Consider the following 15,785-nt stretch of genomic DNA (forward strand, 5'->3'; position numbering starts at 1 on the left):
ACGCGATAGCTCTTTCCACCACCCGCCCAACCGCCTAAGCGGCACGTATCCCCGGGGGGCCGCTGATGTGCGGCTGAGAGGTGGGCAACAGCCCATGACCCGCTGAACCTGATCCGGCTTATACCGGCGTAGGGAGGGTCTGCGGCTGGCCCGTCGTCCCTCCGATTGGAGTGGACGTGACGTTTTTTATTGCTGGTTTTTCGTTGTGACGCGCCCGTTTTTAGCGCGTGGCCGCCCTGCTTTCCGGGTAGCGCTGACCCTTTCGGCGAGCCTTGCCGCATCCTCTGCAAGCGCGCAGGTCGTGTCCGAGCCGGTCGAACCCGCCGAAATCCGGGTGGTCGGCAAGCAGGACCCTGCCGGTCTGCTCTCGGACCAAAAGGTGCCGCGCGCGCAGAGTGCGATCTCCGCCGACTTCATCGTCAAGCAGGCGCCGACGCTCAACGCGTTCCAGTTGGTGACGCTGCTGCCCGGCGCGAACGTCGCGTCGAGCGACCCGTACGGCCTGTCGACGAGTTCGAGCCTAACGCTGCGCGGTCTCGGGCAGGACGAGATCGGCGTGCTGATGGAAGGCGCGCCGCAGAACGACATCGGCTATTATTATGCCTATCCGTCGCAGTTCGCCGACCCCGAGAATCTCAAGCGCATCTCGCTGGCCCAAGGCTCGGTCGATATCGATTCCCCGACGCTGGGCGGGGCAGGCGGGCTGTTGTCGCTGTCGCTCGACGATCCGAAGGCGCAGCCCGGCGCACTCGTCGACCTGTCGCTCGGCAGCTACGCGGCGCGGCGTGGGTTCTTCCGGATCGATAGCGGGACGATCGGCAACACCGGACTGAAGGCGTTCCTGTCCTATTCGAACACCCGCGCCGACAATTGGCGAGGTGCCGGTTTCGACATGCGGCAGCATATCGACGCCAAGATTCTTGACGAATGGGGCGCCGGCAACCGCGCCAGCCTTGCGTTGTCGTACAACGACGCGAACTCGTCGAGCTATCCGAGTCCGACGCTCGCCGAATGGAACGCGCAGGGCCGCGACTTCAACTACGACAAGCGTTACACGGTGGGGAACACCAACTATTGGCGCCTGTACCGCGCGCCGTTCCGCAACCTCTACGCCTCCGCGCCAGTGCATCTGGTGCTAAGCGATCGGCTCGCGCTCGACACCACCACCTACCTCCAGTTCGGCTACGGCAACTCGCCCTATGGGACGCAGCTGACCACGGAAGGGAATTTCCTCGGCGCCGAAGAACTGGCGCAGCCAATCGCGCTGCCTGGTGCGGTCGACGGCGTCGCGACCGTGCTCGGCAATTACACCGGCGACCAGATGCGGACCGGCAACGTCAGCAAACTGACCTTGAAGGCTGGCACACACACGCTCACGGCGGGACTCTGGTTCGACTACGGCACCGACCGCGTCACGCAGTCGTACACCTCGGTCGACGCCGATGGGCAGCCTTTCGACCGCTGGGGCTACCGAGCAAAGGCGATCCGGACCGCCGACGGCCGCCTGCTCGCTTATGAGAACCAGCGCACCGTCACCGTGACGAAAGGCTTCTTCCTCGCCGACAGCATCGCGCTGACGCAGCGACTGACGATCGATGCCGGATTCAAGGGCGTGAACGTCCTGCGCAACGGCCGCAATTACCTGCCCGGGCCACAGGACAAGGTGCGCAACGACAGCTTCGCCGCGTTGCCGCGTGCCGCGATCCACTACCGGATCGACGATCGCCAGCAGCTGTTCGCCAACATCACGACCAACTTCCGCACGCCCAACGAGTTCACGCTCTACAACAGCTACTATGGCGGCGAAGTGGTGGTGCAGGGGACGAACGCACTCAAGAACGAATATTCGGTGTCGCAGGAGATCGGCTATCGCTTCATCGGCGAACAGCTCTCTGCCTCGGTCACCGGCTTCCACTACAAGTTCCGCAACCGCCAACTCGCCACCGTGCTCGACCAGGGCGGCGCGCAGGTGAACGCGACGCTCAACGCGGGCGGCCAGACTTCGTACGGGGTGGATGCGGAGATCGATTACCGCCCGGTCGCGGGTGTCAGCCTGTATCTCTCGGGCGAATATCTCCGCGCACGGATCGACGACGACCTGCCGGTGGGCGCGGACTTCCTGCCGACGAGGGGCAAGCATGCGGTCTCCAGCCCGACCGTCCAGTTCGGCGCCGGCGGGATCTATGACGACGGGCGTTTCTTCGGCAGCGTCGCGTCGAAATATATCGGGCGGCAATATGCGAGCTTCATGAACGATGAGCGCATCAAGGGCTATGCGACGCTCGATCTGTCGGTCGGCATGCACCTCGCCGACTGGCTCGACGGCAAGCGCACCGACCTGCGCGTCAACGCGATCAACGTCACCGATCCGCACGTCCTCGCCGGCGTGCAGTCGGTCAGCACCAATGCGCAGGACACGATCGGCCGCAACGGCACCGTGATCGCCGGCTCGCCGCCCGCGTATTACATCGGCAGCGGTGCGGCGGTCATGGCGACGATCTCGCGATCGTTCTGAGGTGGCGTCGCAGCTGAAGCATTTCGTCCACGGCATGGGCACGACGCTGGAGGCGCCGACCTGGCCCGCCATCGCTGCGGACGAGGCTGAGGCGGTGCTGGCGCATTTTCCGGCGGCAGGGCGGATGACCGGGCTGCACTGGCATTCCCCGCGACCGTTCTCCGCCGCGACCCTGGTGCACACGACGAACGGCGCGTTCCTGCTGAAGCGCCACCATCACCGCGTCCGCACGGTGGAAGGGCTCGCCGAGGAGCACGCGTTTATCGCGCACCTCGCCGGTGCGGGCGTGTCGGTGCCCCAGGTTATGACGACCGCGGAGGGTGCGAGCGCGGTCGCGATCGGCCCCTGGTCGTACGAACTGCACCGCCAGGCGCCGGGCGAGGATCTGTATCGCGATCGGCTGTCTTGGACGCCGTTCCTGTCGCTCGATCATGCCCATGCCGCCGGTGTGGCACTGGCGGAACTGCACGTCGCGGCGGGCGGGTTCGATGCGCCAGCGCGACGCCAACACCCTCTGATCTCGAGTTTCACGATACTCCCTGCCGCCGATCCCGTGGCCGCAGCGTGCGCGTATGTCGCCTCCCGCCCTGCGCTGGCCGCGTTCCTCGCGGACCGGCCGTGGCAAGCGCAACTCGCGCGATTGTTCGAGCAGGCCGATAGCAACCTGTCGTCGCTTCTTGCGAAACAGACGCCGTTGTGGACGCACAACGACTGGCATCCTTCCAACCTTCTCTGGACGCGAGAGGGCGCGGTGCGGACCGTGTTCGACTTCGGGTTGGCGGATCGCACGAATGCCGTTCACGACATCGCGACGGCGATCGAGCGGACGGCGGTGCGCTGGCTGGATCTGGGGAAGGGGGCGGACGATGCGATCGCCGATCCCGAGACGGCGCTGGCGCTGATGGCGGGCTATGCCGAAGTCCTACCGCTGAGCGATGCGGAGATCGCCGCGGTCGTGTCGCTGTTGCCGCTGGTCCATGTCGAATTCGCGCTGTCGGAGGCCGATTACTTCACCGCCGTCGTGGCGGACACCGCGTCCGCCGCCATGGCTTGGGATGATTATTTGATCGACCATGCGGCGTGGTTCTTCTCGCCTCCGGGCCAGGACTTCCTGCGCCGGATCGCTCAGTCATGACGCCGCTCGAGATCGTCGCGGTCGTCGTCAGTTTCGCCGGGATATGGCTGACCGCGAAGCGCAACATGCTGTGCTGGCCGGTCAATTTCGTCGCGTGTGCGCTCTACTTCAAGCTGTTCCTCGACGTACGGCTCTATGCGGACATGGTGCTTCAGGCGCTGTTTGCGATCGCGATCGTCTATGGCTGGCTGGCATGGGCGCGCGGCAAGGACGATAAAGGCGATGTCGTCGTGGAGCCTTTGCGGCCATCGCGTGCGCTCGCCGGTCTCGGCGCGGGCGCGGTCGGGGCGTTCGTGATCGGCTGGTTCATGAGCCGTTACACCGACGCGGCATTGCCATGGGCCGACGCGACGCTCAGCAGCTTCAGTCTGGTCGCGCAATATTGGGTCGCGCGACGTCATGCGGCGAACTGGCTGCTGTGGATCGCGGTGGACGTCCTGTATGTCGGGATGTTCGCCTACAAGGGGCTCGTGCTCACGGCCGGCCTGTACGCGGCGATGGTCGTGCTGGCCGTGATCGGATATCGGCGCTGGCAGGCGCGCTCTACTGGCTAGCGCGCGAAACGGAGATCGGGTGTTGGCGGAAAAGACGAAGGACTGGGACGGCAACGCGGTCCGCAAATGGCTGGATGCACGGGGGATTGCCGCACGCTCCGAGCAGGTCGTCGCCGAGCGCGGTGGCCGTGAACTACAGGACGACTGTGACAAGGCATCGGCCGAGGAAATGGTCTGTGCGCTGATGAATCGAAAGGGCGTGGCGGATTGCCAGGCCGCGTTTGCCGCCGCACTTTCGGCGATATTGGAGCGCGACGAATATATCTGGCGCGGCGTCTACAACGATACGCGCTTCGACCGGCACGTGCGGTCCTACGCTAGAAAGCTGGTTAAAATGGCGAAGACGAACACCGGGTTCGAGAACGTCGCACATTACCAATAGGCTTCGATAGGGCGGCCCGCTCGATGGAGAGCGGGCCGCATTTTAGCGATTAGCGACGGTCGAAGTCGAACCAGCCGCGCTTGGTGCCATCATTATTGTAGGCTGGACGTGCCGAAGACGCAGCTACGGGACGCGTATCAGGCGACACGAAGATCGAGCGATCCTCGACCGGCGCACGAGTTGTCGTCACGGGGGCGACTGGCGCTACCGGCGTGGCCTTTACAAGGCGCGCATTCTCGTGTTCGGCCTCGACCGCGCGCTTTTCGGCGGCGGCGGCGCGGATGTCGGCATCCTTCTTGGCGACCGCGTGGGCATCGCGTTCGGCGTGATAGCGCGCCTTCCACTTCTTGCCGCCGGGATGGCTCGCCAATCCGAACAGCCAGCCGGCGACGAAGATCAGTGCGAGCGCGGCGAATTGCGTAGGCGTGGAAAACAACGGCATCGAAAAACCCTCCTGTTACGGGGGCTCAACGATCCGTTGGCGTTGCGGTTGCTTACCCCTTCAGCAGCGCGTCGGAGATCGAGCAGGCGGCTGGGCCGAGAATGACGACGAACAGCACCGGCAGGATGAACAGGATCAGCGGCACGGTCATGATCGCGGGCAGACGTGCCGCCTTTTCCTCGGCGCGCATCATGCGTTCGTTGCGGAATTCGCCCGACAATACGCGCAGTGCGGAGGCGAGCGGCGTGCCGTATTTCTCGGTCTGGATCATCGTCGTGACGACGCCCTTCACCGCGTCCAGCTTCACGCGCAACGCGAAGTTCTCGAACGCGCTGCGGCGGTCGGTCAGGAAGCCCAGTTCGATCGCGGTGAGGGTGAATTCCTCACCCAGTTCGGGATAGGCGCGGCCGAGTTCGCGCGCGACGCGGTGGAACGCGGCATCGACGGTCAGGCCGGCCTCGGCGCAGATCACGAGCAGGTCGAGCGCGTCGGGAAGGCCCTTGCGGATCGCGTCCGAGCGCTTCTTGATCTTGTTGTCGAGATACAGGTCCGGCGCCTTGTAGCTCAGGATGAAGCTCATCGCGACGAGCCCGTATTTCTTGAGCGGGCCCCAGGTCGCGAAGCCATCTGTGCCATAGACCCAGTAGAGCATCGCCCCGCCGATCACGATCGGCAGCACCAGCCGCCCGAAGATTACCGCCGGCGCCCATTCCTTCGAACGGATGCCGGCCTGCATCAGCTTGACCTGGACCGCCTTGACCTGGCTGTCCTGCAGCACTTTCATCGACGACAGGATGCCGCGCATCCGGTCCGCGGTGTCGTTGCGCGTGACCAGTTTGGCACGGCGCTTGGTCGAGGCGGTGATGCCGGCCTTCAACTGTTCGCGCCGGTCGTTCAGCGCCTTGACGCGCTTCGCCATCGGATCGTGGACCGTCGTCACCGCGTAGATCGCGATCATCACGGCGAACGCGGCGACGCCCGACAGGATCGTCGCGACCCAGAGTACGTCGATCCCGAGCAGGGTAGGTCCGGCGGTCTCGCCCATCGTCAGTCCCTCAGATCTCGAAGTTGATCATCTTGGCCATGATGAAGGCGCCGATCGCCATCCACGTCATGCCACCCATGCCGATCATTATCAGCCGCTCGTCGACGAAGAACCGCTGCATGTAGGTGCCGTTGATGAACCAGATCAGCCCGAACACGATGAACGGCAGCGCGCCGATGATGTAGGCCGACGCCTTCGATTCCGACGACATCGCCTTGATCTTGAGCTTCATCTGGCCGCGCATGCGCAGCACGTTGGCAAGGTTCGCGAGCGTCTCCGCAAGGTTGCCGCCGGTCTCGCGCTGGATCGCGATGGTGATGACGAAGAACTGGAATTCGGGCGTGCCGAGCCGGTCCGCGGTCTCCTGGAGTGCCGCATCCATGGTCCGGCCGATCTTCATCTTGTCGCTGACCGAGCGGAATTCCTCGCCGACCGGGCCGTCGAGCTCCTGGCCGACGACGCCGATCGTCTCGCTGATCGGCAGGCCGGAGCGCAAGCCCCGGACAAGCAGTTCGATCGCGTCGGGAAACTTCGCGGTGAACTTGGTGACGCGCCGCTTGATCGTCTTGCCGACGACCAGATGTGGCAGGCCGATGCCGACGAACAGGCCGAACAGCAATGCGAGCAGGATCGGCATGCCCTTGAACAGCATGAGTGCGGCGACGACCAATGCTATCCCGGCGGTCGCCATGCCGTATTGGCCGACGGTCCAGTCCTTGCCCGTCATCGCCAGCCGCTTTGCGAGCTGTACCGGATTGGGGAGGATACGGCCGAACGCCAGGTCCATCTTGGTGTCGCGGGCATGCGAAATGCGCCGCATGTGCGCGTCCGCAACGGTGATCGCGTCGCCGTGCCGTTCGCGCAACGCCACGAGGCGTCGCGATTTCGCGCGGCCCGGCGAGGGCCCCGCGAATGCGAACACGATCATCCCCAGCACGATGCTGGCGCCGACCATCACGAGCAGGAGCGGCGCCATGCCGGTCATCGCGCGACGCTCGTCACTTGGGCGTGACCATGCGCGATCATTTCGCTTTTGCCGGCTTCAGCGTGCGCTTGGTCATCAGCCCGCGGAGTTCGCCGAACTTGCCCATCAGCGAACGACCCCTGGACGCCTTGGCGCCATCGATGCCGCAGTCCGCGACCGCGGCGGCAAGCGCGCTGGCGAGTGCGACGATCGGCGCGATCGTCTTGCTGGTCTTGCCGACCTCGACGATCGGCTTGCCGAGCTTGGCCGACTGCGCCGCGAGCTTCTGATCGAACGGGACGAGGTAATCGATCTTGCGCTCGATCGAGCCCTCGAAATCCTTGCGGCTGATCTCGAGCTGGCCGCCGGTGTGCACGCGGTTGGCAACCACAAACAGCTCGATCTGCGGCGCATTCGTCTTCAGCCACGACAGGATACGGATCGTGTCGCGCGCGGCCGCCAGCGTCAGGTCGGTGACGATCACCGCGAGCTTCACGTCGCTGATCAGGTGCGGGTGCTGGATCATCATCGCCCGCGGCAGGTCGACGACGGTGCATTCGAACGCCGCGCGCATCTCCTCCTGCAACTGGTAGAAGGCGGAGCCGTCGGTGACCACCGGCGAACTGATCGGGGCTTCCGCGCTGAGCACCGAAAGGTTCTCCGTCGCCTTGACCATCGCGCGTTCGATGAACAGCCCGTCGATGCGGCTCGGGTTCTCGATTGCGTCGGTGAGGCCGCGTCCGGGCTCGAGATCGAGGCTGAGCGCACCCGTGCCGAAATGCACGTCGAGATCGAGCAGCGCGGTCGAACGCTTTTCCTTGTCGGCGAGCAGCCACGCGATCGAGGTCGCGATGGTCGACGCGCCGACGCCGCCGCGCGTGCCGATCACGCCGACCGAGCAATGCGGACGCTCGGGCGAGGCATCGACGGGTTTAGGCGCATTGAGCATGATCTGAGCATGCACGAACGCTTCGCGGAGCATATCGGGATGGAGCGGCTTGAGCAGGTAGTCTTGGATCCCGCTCGCGACGAGGTCACGGTACAGGCGAACGTCATTCACCTGGCCCGCGGCGATCACCACCGTGCCGGGCTCGCAGACTTCGGCAAGCGCGTGGATGTCGTTCAGCGGATCGCCCGACTCGGCGAGATCGACGAACAGGATTTGCGGGGATGCCGCAACCGACAGAGACTGGATCGCGTTGCGCAGTCCGCCCTTGTAGATCTTGTCGACCGACCAGCCGAGTTCGGTCGCGATCGGGCGCAATGCCGCCGCGGTCGTCTCGTCGCAGACATAGGCGGTGAAGGGATCGCGACTGGCGGCGCCAGCGGGCTTCCACGGAGCGTTCATCACTTGCCTCCCGGCGTAGCTGCGGCGAGCGAACCGGCACCGGTCGGCGCTTTCTTGCGGTACGTGTCGATCGCCTTGTACGAGGCGGCGGTATCGGTGGTCTCCGCCCCTTCCTTGCCGCGCACCAGGTCGGCCGGGTTGGCGATCATCGCCGCGAGGTTGCTGTTGATCGCGCAGCCGAAGTTGGACGACGTGTTGGATTCGAACTCGTTGGTCGCATTACGCGACCAGTCCGGGCAGTGCGGCACCTGCGCGCGCATCCGGCTGACGACCACCCGGATCGATCCCGGCGTGACGGAAGCCGGGGTGACCGGCGCGTCGTCGCTCAGCAGCAAGCCATAGCTCGCGACCACCGCGGCGACGTCGCCGTGCGCGGCGGGGCCTTCGCCCGCGGGATCGTCGATGGCTACGCGGTCTCCATATCCAAGCCGCATCGCGTTCATCCAGCCGGCAAGCCGTTGCTGTTCGCCCGGCGCCAGGGCACCGCCAGACACGCCGAGATCGAGCGCGTAGTCGGAGCGGCTCACGACCGGTTGGTGGATCGATTCAAGACCGCGATTCTCGGTACCCATGCACCCGCCGAGCAACAGCGCGGGGATGAGGGACGCTAACAGGATCGACTTGGTGATCATCGGAAATCCTTGATGCTGTGTTCGCGAGCAGCGGGGCACGGGCCGGCTCAATTCGAGAAACCTGGCGCAGGCACGGCGCCCTTCTTGGTCTTGGCGCCATTCCCGTTGGCAGGGCGCGCGGCGATATCGTCCTCGCTGCGGCGGACGTCGCTACGCGGCATCGGCATGACCGGGGCGGCGGCGCCGATCGCCGGGGGAACATAGGACGGTCGCGCGATCGTCGGCACCGGCCGCTTGCCGCCGCCGGTGGCGCTGAGCGTTCCGAGCAGCACGCGGTCGATATCGGTCGGTGCGCGCGCGCCATCGGTCGGCAGCGCGATGTCGCTGGCGTTGTTGACCGGCTTCACCAGATACGGCGTGATGACGATCACGAGTTCCGTCTCGTTGCGCTGGAAGGCGTTCGAGCGGAACAGCGCGCCGATGATCGGCAGGTTCGCCAGCCCCGGCGTCTTGTCGTAGCTGTTGTTATTGTTGTTCGACAGCAGGCCGCTGATCATCATGCTCTGGCCCGAGCCGAGTTCGACCGTAGTCTCGGTACGACGCGTCGTGAGGCCGGGGACGCGTGTGCCGCTCAGCGTGATCGCGTTGGCGTAGTCGAGCTGCGACACTTCGGGGCGTACCCGAAGCGAGATACGACCGTCCGACAACACCGTAGGCGTGTAGGCGAGGCTGATGCCGTATTGCTTGTATTCGACCGAGATCGTGCCGAGCGCCTGCGCCAGCGGGATCGGTATCTCGCCGCCTGCCAGGAACGTGCCCGTCTCGCCCGACAGCGCGGTCAGGTTCGGGTTGGCGAGCATCGTTACCTGACCGAGCGTCTCACCGAGATCGATCGCGCCGAGCAGGTCCATGCCGAGCAGGCGCCCCGCCAAGCCGACAGTCGAGCCGATCGCTGCCTTGGCAGGAAAGCCGAAGAGCGTGTTGCCAGGCCGTGCGCCGTTGGCGTCGACCGGCGCATTGGGAAGGCCAACAACGCCGGGGGCAGTCGTGATCGTGCCTTGCCGCCCCTGCGCGATGTTAAAGAGGAAGTTACCCGAACTCCGGCTCGTCAGGTTCACGCCGATGTTCTTGACGAAGTTCCGCGTGACTTCGGCGACGCGTACCTGGAGATTTACCTGCAGAGGCGTCGCCGTCTTCAGTCGCGACAGGACCTTTGTCGAATCACCGACGAACGCCTGCACCAGTCGCTCGGCTTCGGCGGCATCCTCGGGTGCGGCGACCGTGCCCGTGAGCAGGATCAACCCGTTCATCGGCGTCGCGACGACCTGGGCTTCGGGCATCGCGAGCCCGAGCATCTGCTGCACCGAATCGAGGTTGTTGCCGACGCGGATGGTCGTAGCGTAGACGACGCCGCCGCCCTTCGCGGTTGCCGAGATCGTCGTCTCGCCGGTCTTCTTGCCGAACACGTAGAGCTGAGTCGGCGAGCGGACTTGAACGTCGGCGATGGTGTCGTCTGCGACGAACAGGTCGCTCATCGGCCGCGCCAGCGTGACGAGACGTCCGCGACCGGTGTTGACCTGGACGACGGGCAGTCCCGAGGGGGCGGCCTGCGTACGAGCTTGTCCGCGCTGGGCGAGTGCAGGGGCGGAAGGAGCTGCGGTCGCAGCCACCAGCGCGATTGCGAGCGGCCAGCCGATATGGGGCAGGCGGCGCGTCATGGAGATACGCATCTTAATTCTTCCCCCCGACCGGAACGAAGGTCACCGCGTTGCCGCGGGCGACCCGTACTGCCGGGCCTTGCGTCACGACGGTGCCGCCGCCGCTCGGCTGTGGACTGTTCATGACCTGCATCGGTCCACCATTTGGTCCGCCGCCTTCCGGTGGCCGGCCGGGCACCGTGCTGCGCCGATAGCGCGAGACGTCGGCGCCGGTCTGATAGCTGGATGCGCCGGAGATGGGCTGGCTGGCGACCCGCACCAACATCGCCTTCTCGGCTTTCGGGTCGGTGCCGTTGGGCACGCTAACGGCGCCCGACGCGATCGCTTCCTCCAGCTCGGCGGAATTGTCGGCGATCGACCGCAGCGACAATGACAGCGAGCCGAGCGTCTGTGCGAGCGCAACTTGCTCCGCGATCTTCGGCGTCGCCTCGATCGTCACGTTGGAGAAGGTCTTGACCTCGGTCTTGCCGTCGGATCCCACCAGGTTGTCGGTACGCTGATCGGTCGCGAGCACGCGGATGTTGCGCAGGATCGTCTCCGACACCTTGAGCGGCTCTCCGTCGCCACCGCCCTTGACCTCCTGGGTAAGGACGAGATCGATCCGGTCGCCCGGGAACACGAACCCGGCGACTGCGGCCTGTGCCGAGACGGGGACGGTGACCGCGCGCATGCCGGGCCCGAGTGCCGCGGCGAGGAACCCGCGATCGCCGGGCTTCACCAGCGCGCCCTGCGTGACCGGCTGTCCGGCGGTGATGATGCTGCGCACTACCGTGCCCTGCAGCGATTTCAGGTCGGTCTTGTCACGAAGGTAATAGGCGTTGTCGACCAACTCCTTCGGCCAGGGCTGGAACTTCAGCGCCGTGGCGTCGAGGATCGTGCCGACCGGGAGCGAGCGGGTCGCGACCAGCACTTCGGGGCCGTCGATGACCGGCGCGGCGATGGCGGTCGCGCCAGCTTGCGGCGCCGAACTGCCGGCGATCAGCGTTCGGGCGAAGAAGGCCGTGACGGCTGCGACTATAAGCGCGCCGACCAGCAAAATGATCTTGCGTGTATCCATGACTAGATCGTGCCTTTCAGGCGCCGCGAATGTATTTCGACGTTAATCATCACTGAAACTGGTTAAGGAGTGGTTCGCGCAGCGCGATAAGTCCGGCGATTGCTATCGCCACGCCGTAAGGGACCTCGATCTGTCCGGTGTTCTTCTTAACTCGATGCTCGATCATCATGACGAGCGTGACGAGGCCGCCGACGATCGACATCACCATCAGCATCGACAGGAACGCCGGGAACGGCAGCCACAGCGAGAGCGCGACGATCAGCTTCACGTCGCCGCCGCCCATCATGCCGAAGTGGAAGGCGAGCAGGAACAGCGCGAAGACGATGAGCGCGACGCCGATCTGCAGCGCCATGTCGGGCCACGGATCGAGGCCGTTCGCATACCACCACAGCGGCGCCAGCAGAGCGACCGCCGCGGTCTTCCAGTTCGCGATCTCCCGCGTCCGCGCATCCTGGATACCCGCCGAGACCAGCAGGCCGCCGAGCACCAGAATCAAAATTGGAAGAGCAATGTTCCATCCCATCGGCTAGTCCCTAACGGACATGGCTTTCGAAAAAGTAACCGTGCTTGGAGGAATTTCGAATGATGCCACGGGTTTGCGCATGACGGTCGATCCGCCGACGGTGCGTCGGACGATTCCGGATGAGGCGCGCATCGGCTATTGGACCGCGCCCGACGGCTGGAAGCTGCGCCGATTCGACTGGCCTGCGCAGGCGGCACGAGGGCGGATGCTGTTCCAGACGGGGCGCGGCGATATCTTCGAGAAATATCTCGAGACGTTCGCGCATCTGCATGCATCGGGTTGGTCGGTGACGGCGTTCGACTGGCGCGGGCAGGGCGGGTCCGGGCGTTTGTCGAGCGATCCGCATGTCGGCCATGCGAGCGACTATCGGGTGTTCAATGCCGACCTTGCGGCGTTCTGGTCGGATTGGAGCGCGGAGGACGCGGGCCTTGGCCTGCCACGGGTGATACTCGGCCATTCGATGGGTGGGATGATGGTGATGCGTGCGCTCGCCGATCGCACGATCGCGCCCGATGCGGCGATCCTGGTTGCGCCGATGATCGGGTTGAAGGCGCCGTTCGGGGCAGCGTTCAGCGCAACGATTGCGCGGTGGATTGCCGGTCGCGGCGACCCTGCGCGTGCGGCGTGGCGCAGCAACGAGCGGCCGGGATCGGTCGCCTCGCGTCAGTCGCTGCTAACGCACGACGCCGATCGCTACAGCGACGAGGGCTGGTGGCAGGCGGCGCATCCCGAACTCGTGCTGGGGCCGCCGAGCTGGGCGTGGCTTGCACAGGGGTTCGCGGGCGCTGCGGCGCTGGCGAGCGATGCGCGGGTCGAGTCGATCGATACACCCGTGCTGATGCTGATTGCGGAGGCCGACAAGCTAGTCGATTCGCGTGCGGCGCTCCGACTTGCGGCGCGGCTCCCCAATGCGGAGGTCGTTCGCTTCGGGTCGGAGTCCGCGCATGAGATCCTGCGCGAGGCGGATGGCGTGCGAAACCGCGCACTGTCGGCGATCGATTCGTTTCTGGCTGTGTGCGCGGTCCGACGGTGACGAAAATCTACGATATCGCGATCGTCGGCTCGGGCATGGCGGGCGCTAGCCTGGCCGCGGCGATCGGGTCGCAGGCGAGCGTGCTCGTCCTGGAGGCGGAGGACGCGCCGGGCTATCACGCGACGGGGCGATCGGCTGCCTTCTGGTCTGAAACTTACGGCGGGCCGGATATCCAGCCGCTGACTACGGCGTCCGGGCCATTATTGCATGCACGCGGCCATCTGGCGCCGCTCGGTTCGCTGCATGTCGGTCGCGCCGAGGACGAAGCGGCGATGGACGCGTTCCTGGCCGAGTTCGCCGACAGCGACGTGCGCCTGGACCGGGTCGATCCTGCCGCTTTCGTGCCCGGACTGCGCCCCGAATGGACGCTCGGCGTGCAGGAAGCGACCTGCGCCTATATCGACGTTGCCGCGCTTCACGCCGAAAGCATCGCCACCGCGCGCCGCGCCGGTGCGGTCTTCGTTACCGATGCGGCGCTCGCTGCCGCGAAACGCGCCGCCGGTGTCTGGACGATCGAGACCAAGGCCGGCACGTTCCACGCGCGGACCCTCGTCGACGCGGCAGGCGCCTGGGCCGATGACGTCGCGTTACGTGCGGGCGTGCGCCCGCTCGGCTTGCAGGCGTATCGCCGGACCATGGTGCAACTCCGCACCGATCCCGGTGCGCCCGACGGGATGCCGCACGTCGCCGATCTTGGTGGTCGGTTCTACTTCAAGCCCGAGCCCGGCGGCCGGCTGTGGCTAAGCCCGCATGACGAGACGCCGACGGACCCGTGTGACGCCTCACCCGAGGAGATCGACGTCGCGATCGCAATCGATCGGTTCGAGCAGGTCGTCGACTGGCGAGTCGCCGCCGTCGAACGACGCTGGGCCGGGCTGCGCACGTTCGCGCCCGATCGCCTGCCAATCTATGGGTTCGACCGCGACGTGCCCGGCTTCTTCTGGTGCGCGGGACAGGGCGGCTTCGGGATTCAGACCGCGCCCGCGGCTGCGCTGCTCGCCGCCAGCCTGCTGCTCGGTGTTAGCCCGGACCCTGCGGTTGCAGCGATCGACGCCGCCCGGTACGCGCCCGAGCGGTTCTAATTCTTACTTGCGTCCCGCAGCGACCGCGGCATCGCTCGCCAGCTTGTCGGCGCGCTCGTTCTCCGGGTGGCCGGCATGACCCTTGACCCACTGCCACTCGATCTTGTGCCGCGCGACCGCCGCCAGCAGAGCGTGCCATAGTTCGGCGTTCTTCACCGGCTTCTTGTCGGCGGTCTTCCAGCCGTTGCGCTGCCAGCCCTTCACCCACTTGGTGAGGCCGTCCATGACGTATTTGCTGTCGGTATACAGCGTCACCGCGCACGGCCGGGTCAGCGCGTTGAGCGCCTCGATCGCCGCGGTCATCTCCATCCGGTTGTTGGTCGTCGGCGTCTCACCGCCCGACAATTCCTTCTCGTGCGCGCCCATGCGGATCACCGCGCCCCAGCCACCGGGGCCAGGATTGCCCTTGCACGCGCCGTCGGTGAAGATCTCGACCTTGGTGATGGAAACGGGAGCTTCGTCAGTCATGCAAACAGGTCGTCCTTGAGATACGTCTCGAGCCGCCGCCAATAGGCCAGCGGATCCTTGCGCGTCACCAGCGCATCCGCCGGCGTGTTGAGCCAGTCCCACGCGCGCGTCAGCAGGAACCGCAGGCAAGCGCCGCGCGCCAGGATCGGCAGCGCAGCGCGTTCCGCATCGGATAGCGGAAAACGGCTGACGTAGCCGTCGATCAGCGCCTTGCCGATCGCCGGGTCGTAATTCTCGCCATCGCCGTCGAACGCCCATGACGTATGCATCACCGCCAGATCATAGGCGCGAATGTCGGTGCAGGCGAAATAGAAGTCGATCACCCCGGTCACGCGGTCGCCGAGCATCAGCACGTTGTCGGGGAACAGGTCCGAATGGATCGCCGCCATCGGCAGATCTCGCGGCCATTCCGCCAGGACCGCCGTCAACGCCGCCTCGGTCCGGTCGAACAGCTCCGGTTCGATCGTGTCGATGTCGCGGCCGCAGCGCTCCAGGAACGGTCGCCAGGTATCCGCACCGAGCGGGTTGGGGCGGACCTGGTCGAACCCTGCGAGGCTCGTGTGCATCTGCCCCATCGCCGCACCCGCCGCAAACGCCTGCGCCGCGGTTGGATGCGATACCGAAACCCCGGTCAGGAACTCGATCAGGCATGCCGATCGTCCGGCGAGCTGTTGGATTGCCGCGCCGTCACGATCGGGCAATGCGCGCGGTACGGGATTGCCGTCGGCCGCGAGATGATCGAGCATGTCGAGGAAGAACGGCAGGTCGTCGGTCGACGTCCGTTCCTCGTACAGCGTCAGGATGAACCGGTCGGCGGTCGTCTCGACGAGGTAGTTGCTGTTCTGCACGCCCTCCGCGATGCCCTTAGCGGACAGGAGTTCGCCCCGATCGTAGCGCGCAAGGAACGCGCCCAGCGCCTCCGCCGACACCTGCGTGTAGACCGCCAT

General features: G+C 65.9%; 16 protein-coding genes and 1 riboswitch. Of the genes, 6 read left to right on the forward strand and 10 right to left on the reverse strand.

Going from position 1 to position 15,785, the window contains the following annotated elements; translation table 11 throughout:
• Window positions 1-42 precede the first annotated feature (42 nt).
• Window positions 43-152: riboswitch (TPP riboswitch) on the forward strand.
• A 149-nt stretch (window positions 153-301) separates the two neighbouring features.
• The 4 genes from C8J25_RS11125 to C8J25_RS11140 are packed head-to-tail and all read left to right on the forward strand — an operon-like array spanning window position 302 to window position 4,586.
• The gene (locus C8J25_RS11125; RefSeq protein WP_244187001.1) at window positions 302-2,515 is read left to right on the forward strand and encodes a TonB-dependent receptor; all 2,214 of its coding nucleotides are present in this window, start codon (window positions 302-304) and stop codon (window positions 2,513-2,515) included.
• A gap of 1 nt (window position 2,516) precedes the next feature.
• Entirely contained in the window at window positions 2,517-3,650 is a 1,134-nt protein-coding gene (locus C8J25_RS11130; protein WP_107954484.1) for a phosphotransferase enzyme family protein, read from the forward strand.
• On the forward strand, window positions 3,647-4,204 hold the full coding sequence (gene pnuC, locus C8J25_RS11135; protein ID WP_107954485.1) for a nicotinamide riboside transporter PnuC: 558 nt from the start codon (window positions 3,647-3,649) through the stop codon (window positions 4,202-4,204). Before C8J25_RS11130 ends, pnuC begins: the two co-directional genes overlap by 4 nt.
• 22 nt (window positions 4,205-4,226) lie before the next feature.
• Window positions 4,227-4,586 carry a hypothetical protein gene (locus C8J25_RS11140; protein ID WP_107954486.1) on the forward strand — a complete coding sequence of 120 codons (360 nt, stop codon included), beginning with the start codon at window positions 4,227-4,229 and terminating at the stop codon, window positions 4,584-4,586.
• Window positions 4,587-4,635: 49 nt separating this feature from the next.
• Here C8J25_RS11140 and C8J25_RS11145 read toward each other — a convergent pair whose 3' ends face one another.
• From C8J25_RS11145 to C8J25_RS11180, 8 genes are read right to left on the reverse strand one after another with little or no spacing between them, the layout of a single operon-like run.
• Window positions 4,636-5,028, reverse strand: a complete 393-nt coding sequence (locus C8J25_RS11145; protein WP_107954487.1) for a hypothetical protein — start codon at window positions 5,026-5,028, stop codon at window positions 4,636-4,638.
• A gap of 52 nt (window positions 5,029-5,080) precedes the next feature.
• Entirely contained in the window at window positions 5,081-6,073 is a 993-nt protein-coding gene (locus tag C8J25_RS11150; RefSeq protein ID WP_107954488.1) for a type II secretion system F family protein, read from the reverse strand.
• A gap of 10 nt (window positions 6,074-6,083) precedes the next feature.
• Window positions 6,084-7,049, reverse strand: a complete 966-nt coding sequence (locus C8J25_RS11155) for a type II secretion system F family protein (protein WP_107954571.1) — start codon at window positions 7,047-7,049, stop codon at window positions 6,084-6,086.
• Window positions 7,050-7,095: 46 nt separating this feature from the next.
• Window positions 7,096-8,385: a CpaE/TadZ family protein gene (locus C8J25_RS11160; protein WP_107954489.1), complete on the reverse strand. Its 1,290-nt coding sequence runs from the start codon at window positions 8,383-8,385 to the stop codon at window positions 7,096-7,098.
• Window positions 8,385-9,017: a CpaD family pilus assembly protein gene (locus C8J25_RS11165; protein ID WP_107954490.1), complete on the reverse strand. Its 633-nt coding sequence runs from the start codon at window positions 9,015-9,017 to the stop codon at window positions 8,385-8,387. The genes C8J25_RS11160 and C8J25_RS11165 overlap by 1 nt, the downstream gene beginning before the upstream one ends.
• A 47-nt stretch (window positions 9,018-9,064) precedes the next feature.
• Window positions 9,065-10,687, reverse strand: coding sequence for a type II and III secretion system protein family protein (locus C8J25_RS11170; protein ID WP_244187004.1), 1,623 nt, complete (start codon window positions 10,685-10,687; stop codon window positions 9,065-9,067).
• A 1-nt stretch (window position 10,688) separates the two neighbouring features.
• Window positions 10,689-11,732, reverse strand: coding sequence for a Flp pilus assembly protein CpaB (cpaB, locus tag C8J25_RS11175; RefSeq protein ID WP_107954491.1), 1,044 nt, complete (start codon window positions 11,730-11,732; stop codon window positions 10,689-10,691).
• Window positions 11,733-11,781: 49 nt separating this feature from the next.
• Window positions 11,782-12,255, reverse strand: coding sequence for an A24 family peptidase (locus C8J25_RS11180; protein ID WP_107954492.1), 474 nt, complete (start codon window positions 12,253-12,255; stop codon window positions 11,782-11,784).
• A gap of 79 nt (window positions 12,256-12,334) precedes the next feature.
• Here C8J25_RS11180 and C8J25_RS11185 point away from each other — a divergent pair, with 79 nt between their 5' ends.
• Both C8J25_RS11185 and C8J25_RS11190 read left to right on the forward strand, forming a co-directional pair.
• Entirely contained in the window at window positions 12,335-13,288 is a 954-nt protein-coding gene (locus C8J25_RS11185) for an alpha/beta fold hydrolase (RefSeq protein WP_107954493.1), read from the forward strand.
• Window positions 13,285-14,370, forward strand: a complete 1,086-nt coding sequence (locus tag C8J25_RS11190; RefSeq protein WP_107954573.1) for an NAD(P)/FAD-dependent oxidoreductase — start codon at window positions 13,285-13,287, stop codon at window positions 14,368-14,370. The genes C8J25_RS11185 and C8J25_RS11190 overlap by 4 nt, the downstream gene beginning before the upstream one ends.
• Before the next feature lie 3 nt (window positions 14,371-14,373).
• On the opposite strand, the gene rnhA is transcribed toward C8J25_RS11190, so the two are convergent.
• Both rnhA and thrB read right to left on the reverse strand, forming a co-directional pair.
• Entirely contained in the window at window positions 14,374-14,838 is a 465-nt protein-coding gene (gene rnhA / locus C8J25_RS11195) for a ribonuclease HI (RefSeq protein ID WP_056064977.1), read from the reverse strand.
• Complete coding sequence (thrB, locus tag C8J25_RS11200; protein ID WP_107954494.1) at window positions 14,835-15,785, reverse strand: homoserine kinase; 951 nt, start codon at window positions 15,783-15,785, stop codon at window positions 14,835-14,837. The genes rnhA and thrB overlap by 4 nt, the downstream gene beginning before the upstream one ends.

The sequence above is a fragment of the Sphingomonas faeni genome (assembly GCF_003053745.1).
Lineage (GTDB): Bacteria > Pseudomonadota > Alphaproteobacteria > Sphingomonadales > Sphingomonadaceae > Sphingomonas > Sphingomonas faeni.

Bases quoted from the DNA above. Each gene is read 5' to 3' on its own strand.
- C8J25_RS11145 (WP_107954487.1), bottom strand. From the start codon at position 5,028: ATGCCGTTGTTTTCCACGCCTACGCAATTCGCCGCGCTCGCACTGATC.
- C8J25_RS11180 (WP_107954492.1), bottom strand. From the start codon at position 12,255: ATGGGATGGAACATTGCTCTTCCAATTTTGATTCTGGTGCTCGGCGGC.
- pnuC (WP_107954485.1), top strand. From the start codon at position 3,647: ATGACGCCGCTCGAGATCGTCGCGGTCGTCGTCAGTTTCGCCGGGATA.
- C8J25_RS11165 (WP_107954490.1), bottom strand. From the start codon at position 9,017: ATGATCACCAAGTCGATCCTGTTAGCGTCCCTCATCCCCGCGCTGTTG.
- C8J25_RS11160 (WP_107954489.1), bottom strand. From the start codon at position 8,385: ATGAACGCTCCGTGGAAGCCCGCTGGCGCCGCCAGTCGCGATCCCTTC.
- rnhA (WP_056064977.1), bottom strand. From the start codon at position 14,838: ATGACTGACGAAGCTCCCGTTTCCATCACCAAGGTCGAGATCTTCACC.
- C8J25_RS11170 (WP_244187004.1), bottom strand. From the start codon at position 10,687: ATGCGTATCTCCATGACGCGCCGCCTGCCCCATATCGGCTGGCCGCTC.
- C8J25_RS11155 (WP_107954571.1), bottom strand. From the start codon at position 7,049: ATGGCGCCGCTCCTGCTCGTGATGGTCGGCGCCAGCATCGTGCTGGGG.
- cpaB (WP_107954491.1), bottom strand. From the start codon at position 11,732: ATGGATACACGCAAGATCATTTTGCTGGTCGGCGCGCTTATAGTCGCA.
- thrB (WP_107954494.1), bottom strand. From the start codon at position 15,785: ATGGCGGTCTACACGCAGGTGTCGGCGGAGGCGCTGGGCGCGTTCCTT.
- C8J25_RS11185 (WP_107954493.1), top strand. From the start codon at position 12,335: ATGACGGTCGATCCGCCGACGGTGCGTCGGACGATTCCGGATGAGGCG.
- C8J25_RS11150 (WP_107954488.1), bottom strand. From the start codon at position 6,073: ATGGGCGAGACCGCCGGACCTACCCTGCTCGGGATCGACGTACTCTGG.